At 64.1% G+C, this 6,052-nt stretch carries 5 protein-coding genes; 2 read left to right on the top strand and 3 right to left on the bottom strand.

Annotated elements, in window-relative coordinates; translation table 11 throughout:
* Positions 1–3,325 (top strand): carbamoyl-phosphate synthase large subunit (gene carB, locus IOC69_RS13325; RefSeq protein WP_290544046.1); only part of this gene is annotated, 3,325 nt, incomplete at its 5' end.
* Positions 3,326–3,464: 139 nt separating this feature from the next.
* On the opposite strand, the gene IOC69_RS13320 is transcribed toward carB, so the two are convergent.
* A complete protein-coding gene (locus IOC69_RS13320; RefSeq protein ID WP_290544045.1) occupies positions 3,465–3,989 on the bottom strand; it encodes a DUF1499 domain-containing protein in 525 nt (174 codons plus the stop codon).
* Between the two features lie 303 nt (positions 3,990–4,292).
* On the opposite strand from IOC69_RS13320, the gene greA reads away from it, so the two are divergent.
* Complete coding sequence (greA, locus tag IOC69_RS13315) at positions 4,293–4,766, top strand: transcription elongation factor GreA (protein WP_290544044.1); 474 nt, start codon at positions 4,293–4,295, stop codon at positions 4,764–4,766.
* Positions 4,767–4,922: 156 nt separating this feature from the next.
* Here the strand turns inward: greA and IOC69_RS13310 are convergent, their stop codons facing one another.
* Both IOC69_RS13310 and IOC69_RS13305 read right to left on the bottom strand, forming a co-directional pair.
* Positions 4,923–5,414: a glutathione peroxidase gene (locus tag IOC69_RS13310; protein ID WP_290544043.1), complete on the bottom strand. Its 492-nt coding sequence runs from the start codon at positions 5,412–5,414 to the stop codon at positions 4,923–4,925.
* Between the two features lie 85 nt (positions 5,415–5,499).
* On the bottom strand, positions 5,500–6,052 hold a 553-nt coding region (locus tag IOC69_RS13305; RefSeq protein WP_290544042.1), incomplete at its 5' end, for a benzoate/H(+) symporter BenE family transporter.

Here is a 6,052-nt window from a genome sequence, read left to right as displayed (position 1 = left end):
GGCTGGACCGATCATTATCGGCCAGGCCTGCGAGTTCGATTATTCCGGCGCCCAGGCCTGCAAGGCGCTGAAGGCCGAGGGCTACCGCATCATCCTGGTGAACTCCAATCCGGCGACCATCATGACGGACCCGGACCTGGCGGACGCCACCTATATCGAACCGATCACGCCGGAAGTCGTCGCCCGCATCATCGAGAAAGAGCGGCCCGATGCGCTGCTCCCCACCATGGGTGGCCAGACGGCGCTGAACACCGCGCTGTCGCTCAACAAGATGGGCGTTCTCGAAAAATATGGCGTCGAGCTGATCGGCGCCAGGGCGGAGGCCATCGACAAGGCGGAAGACCGCGAGCTGTTCCGCGAGGCCATGAGGAAGATCGGCCTCGACACGCCGAAATCGATGCTGGCCAATGCCTCCGCCGCCAAGGACGCCGACAAGGCGTTCCATGCCGCCGAGACTGCCCGCCTGCAGACGGACGGGGGCGACATCGGGGCCTTCGAGAGGCAGTGGGCGGCACAGGAGCCGGAACGCCAGCGCAACTATCGCAACCGCGCCATGGTCGAGGCCTTCGAGGCCATGCTTGAGGTGGGGCTTCCCTGCATCATCCGCCCCTCCTTCACCCTGGGCGGCACCGGCGGCGGCATCGCCTACAACCGCGAGGAATTCTTCGACATCGTGGAGAAGGGCCTCGATGCGTCTCCCACCGCCGAAGTGCTGATCGAGGAGTCGGTGCTGGGCTGGAAGGAATATGAGATGGAAGTGGTCCGCGACCGCGCGGACAACTGCATCATCGTCTGCTCGATCGAGAACGTCGATCCGATGGGGGTCCACACCGGTGACTCGATCACCGTGGCGCCGGCGCTCACGCTGACGGACAAGGAATACCAGATCATGCGCAACGCCTCGATCGCGGTGCTGCGCGAGATCGGCATCGAGACGGGCGGCTCCAACGTGCAGTTCGGCGTGAACCCCGCCGATGGCCGCCTGGTCGTCATCGAGATGAACCCGCGCGTGTCGCGCTCCTCGGCCCTCGCCTCCAAGGCGACCGGCTTTCCCATCGCCAAGGTCGCGGCCAGGCTGGCGGTGGGCTACACGCTTGACGAGCTGGCAAACGACATCACCGGCGGCGCAACGCCCGCCGCCTTCGAGCCGGCCATCGACTATGTGGTCACCAAGATCCCGCGCTTCGCCTTCGAGAAGTTCCCCGGCGCCTCGCCCACCCTCACCACCGCCATGAAGTCCGTGGGCGAGGTGATGGCCATCGGCCGCAGCTTCCAGGAATCGGTGCAGAAGGCGCTGCGCGGCCTCGAAACGGGCCTCACTGGCTTCAACGAAGTGGAAATCCCCGGAGCCGGCGAAGGCGACGACAAGAACGCCATCCGCGCCGCGCTCGGAACGCCCACACCCGACCGGCTGCTCAAGATCGCCCAGGCCTTCCGCATGGGGGCCAGCGTCGGGCAGATCTTCGCTTCGTGCAAATACGAGCCGTGGTTCCTGCGCCAGATCGAGGAGATCGTGCGGACGGAGGAAAAGATCAGGGAGCTCGGGCTTCCGAGGGATGCGGCGAATCTGAAGAAGCTCAAGTCCATGGGCTTTTCCGACAGGCGGCTGGGCGAACTCGTGGGCCTGCCGGAGGAGAGGGTGCGCGCGCATCGCCACAAGACCGGCGTGCGCCCGGTGTTCAAGCGCATCGACACCTGCGCGGCCGAATTCGCCTCGCCCACCGCCTATATGTATTCGACCTATGACGCCGAGGACGAGGCCAGACCCTCGGACCGGCGGAAGATCATCATCCTCGGCGGCGGTCCGAACCGCATCGGACAGGGGATCGAATTCGACTATTGCTGCTGCCATGCCTGCTTCGCGCTGCATGACGCGGGCTATGAATCGATCATGGTCAACTGCAACCCCGAGACCGTGTCGACCGACTATGACACGTCGGACCGCCTCTATTTCGAGCCGCTGACGGCCGAGGACGTTCTCGAGATCATCCACAAGGAACAGTCCAGCGGCACGCTCAAGGGCGTCATCGTGCAGTTCGGCGGGCAGACGCCGCTGAAGCTGGCGGATGCCCTGGAAAAGGCGGGCGTCCCCATCCTCGGCACCACGCCCGACGCCATCGACCTCGCGGAAGACCGCGACCGCTTCTCGAAGCTCCTGAGGAAGCTGAAGCTGCGCCAGCCGGAAAACGGCATCGCGCATTCGGGCGCGGAAGCGAGGAAGATCGCCAGGAAGATCGGCTTTCCCGTGGTGATCCGCCCCTCCTACGTGCTGGGCGGCCGCGCCATGGAGATCGTCAGGGACGACGCGCAGCTCGAGCGCTACATGACCGAGGCCGTGGTGGTGTCGGGCGACTCGCCGGTTCTCATCGACAGCTATCTCTCCAACGCCATCGAGGTCGATGTCGATGCGATCTGCGACGGCAAGGACGTCTTCATCGCCGGCGTCATGGAGCACATCGAGGAGGCGGGAATCCATTCGGGCGACTCGGCCTGCTCGCTGCCGCCCCATTCGCTGAAGCCCGCGGTGATCGCCGAGCTCGAGCGTCAGGCCAGGGTCATGGCGCTGGCGCTCAACGTGGTCGGGCTGATGAACGTGCAGTTCGCCATCAAGGATGGCGACGTATACGTGCTGGAAGTGAACCCGCGCGCCTCGCGCACCGTGCCCTTCGTGGCCAAGGTGATCGGTCTCCCCGTCGCCAAAATCGCCGCGCGCGTGATGGCGGGCGAGAGCCTCGCCAGCTTCAGGCTGAAGCGGAGGAAGCTCAATCACGTGGCGGTGAAGGAGGCGGTCTTCCCCTTCAACCGCTTCCCCGGCGTGGACGTCCTGCTCGGACCCGAGATGCGCTCGACGGGCGAGATGATGGGCCTCGACATGAGCTATGACATGGCCTTCGCCAAGAGCCAGATCGGGGCTGGCATGCGCATGCCGCAGGCGGGCACGGTGTTCGTCTCGGTGAAGGATGCCGACAAGCCGAAGATCCTGCCAGCGGTGAAGAAGCTCATCGAGATGGGCTTCAGGCTGGTGGCCACCGGCGGCACGCAGCGCTATTTCGAGGACAAGGGCATCGCCTCCACCAAGATCAACAAGGTTCTGGAAGGCCGCCCGCATGTGGTGGACGCGATCAAGAACGGCGAGATCCAGCTGGTTCTCAACACCACCGAAACGCGCGCCTCGCAATCGGACTCCAAGCCCATCCGCCAGACCGCGCTGATGCAGAAGGTGCCGTATTATACGACGCTGCCCGGCATCCTCGCCGTCACCAAGGCGATCGCCGCCCAGAAGGAAGGCCGCCTCGACGTGAGGCCGCTGCAGGATTATTTCTGAGCGGCTGTTTGGGCCTCACGCTCTCAGCACCACGCTCATCTTGCCCGGGCTTGTCCCGGGCATCCTTTTTGCCGGCACCAGAAAAAGATGGCCGGGACACGCCCGGCCATGATGTGAATGGGGAACGTGTTCACCGGTACTACGGCGCGTCCTTCCGTGCCGTGGTAACGATCAGACCGGCCCAACGCGTCACCCGCGCCAGATTGACCCCCATGTCTGACTTGCCGAGCTGTGAGCGGGAATAGATCAGCACGGCCGATCCGCCATCGGCCGTGGCCGCGATCTTGACGTTGATGGTGTCGGGGAAGCCCATGATCTTGCTGCGTTGCACGAAGCGCAGGGTGGCCTGCCCTGGATCGGCATGGACTTGCGCGAGGCCGGGCTCATGCGCCACGGCATCCTGCACCGCGCGGAACACCTCGCCCAAGGGCTGGGCAATTACGGGTGCGGGAATGTCGGCCTTGGCCGCACAGAATTGCGGCAGGCAGGCCAGCGCGTCATTGGGCGTATCGCGCCGGACGAGGTTTGCAAAGTCAACCTCGCCCAGGTCGGCGGGGCCAAACTGGGCCCAAAGGCGCTCGGGGCCGAGGATGAGAAAGGCCGCGGCGAACGCCGTCACAATCAGGAGGATGATGGCCAGGAGGACCCTGAGAAATCTGCGCATGGAGGGACACTATCACTCTCCCCACCACCCGTCATCCCGGCGCAGGCCGGAAACCACCTTCCCTTCCGGCAAGCAAAGCCGGGCCCCGGCATTCTCCGAGGTTACGGGTTCTAAATCAATGAGTTAGATCAGCCACTCCTGCTCCCCTTGAATTCCGGAACGAGTTGGGCCATGTTTCTGCTTCGCCCGGCATGATACGGAATATTCCGCATCGCCGGGTGTCGTTTTTCCCAGACACGGATGGAACGCCGCCTCCGGCCCGGTCGGGGACGTGAAGAAACTGGACAAGATTGGACGAGACCGATGGACAAAGTGCCCATGACCGCCGAAGGCCACTCCGCCATGATGGATGAGGTGAAGCACCTCAAGACCGTGGAGCGCCCGCGCATCATCAAGGCCATCGAGGAAGCGCGTTCGCACGGCGATCTCTCCGAGAATGCCGAATACCATGCCGCCAAGGAGCAGCAGGGCTGGACGGAGGCCCGCGTCGCGGAGCTGGAGGACAAGCTGTCGCGCGCCGAGATCATCGACATCTCCAAACTCTCAGGCGACACCGTCATGTTCGGCGCCAGGGTGACGCTGATCGACGAGGAAACCGACGATAAGACCGTTTACCAGATCGTCGGCGAGTTTGAGGCCGACGTGAAGAAAGGCAAGATCTCCGTCTCTTCCCCCATTGCCCGAGCCATCATCGGCAAGAAAAAGGGCGACTCGGTCGAGGTCAACACGCCCGGCGGCGGCAAGTCCTACGAGATCGCCAAGGTGGCGTGGCGCTGAGGCGTCTGCTCACGGCCGTCTGGCGGCGGTGAATTTTTCACATCATCATGCCCGGGTCCATCCCGGGCGCCTTTTTGCCGTGCAGCCATAAAAGATCGACGGGACGGGCCCGGCGCCGATGAACCGAAGGAATGACGTCAGCGATTCCAGACCGGCCTATTTCGCGGCCAGTGCCTTATCCACCGCGGCGGTGATCTTGGCGCTCATCGGCTTCGTCGGCGTCGAGAACCAGTCGATGAAGCGGCCATCAGCGCCGATCAGATATTTGTGAAAGTTCCACTTGGGGCGGCCCAGCATGCCGGCCTGCTCGCCCGCCCACTTATAAAACGGAATGGCTTTGCCGCCCGTCACCACGGATTTGTCGGCGAGCGGAAAGGTGACGCCGTAATTGACCTTGCAGAATGTGGCGATCTCCTCTGCCGTGCCGGGTTCCTGCTGGCCAAAATCATTGGAGGGCACGCCGATAATGATGAGACCCTTGTCCTTGTAGGCGAGCCACAGCTTTTCAAGATCCTCGTACTGTGGAGTGTAGCCACATTCGGACGCCGTGTTGACGATCAGAATGGGGTGGCCCCTGAATTGGGCCAGAGGCATCGGCTTGCCGTCGATACCCGTGAGGGTGAAATCATAGGCGGTTGTCCCGGCCATGGCAGCGGTGCTCGCAAAGAAAAGGGCCCAGAAGGTGAGGATCAGATGTCGCATGAGACCGAAACGTGCGCAAGCGGCCGCCGGATCAGCCGCGCTGGATGAGATGCCGCGCTCCGAACAGCGCCAGCCCCGCAACAAGGCCCCAGAAGGCCGAACCCACCCCAAGGATGGTCAGCCCGCTCGCCGTGACGAGGAAGGTGACGAGCGCGCTTTCGATGTCCCGCGGCTCCTTCATCATGGTGGTGATGGCGCCCATGAGCGGCGCGAACAGGGCGAGGCCGGCGATGGCGGTGATGAGGTCCTTGGGCAGGGCGCCCAGCACATGAACGAAGCTCGCCGCCATCAGTCCGATCAGGCCATAGAGCACGAAATAGGGGTAGGCCACGAGCCAGCGCTTCTTCGGGTCCGGGTGGCAGTCGGGACCGGTCACGATGGAGGCGGTGATGGCCGCCATGTTGATGGCATGGCTGCCAAAGGGCGCAAGCAGCGTGGAGCCGATGCCGGTGACGAGCAGTGCCGGCTGCACCGGCGGCTGGTAGCCGCTCGCGCGCAGCACCGCGAAGCCCGGCAGGTTCTGCGAGGCCATGGTGACGAGGAACAGCGGCACGCCAATGGAGAGAATGGTCTGCCAGTCGAAG

The organism is Aestuariivirga sp. (assembly GCF_020252405.1).
In the GTDB taxonomy this organism is placed as follows: domain Bacteria; phylum Pseudomonadota; class Alphaproteobacteria; order Rhizobiales; family Aestuariivirgaceae; genus Aestuariivirga.
This window is presented reverse-complemented; position numbering and strand designations above follow the sequence as displayed.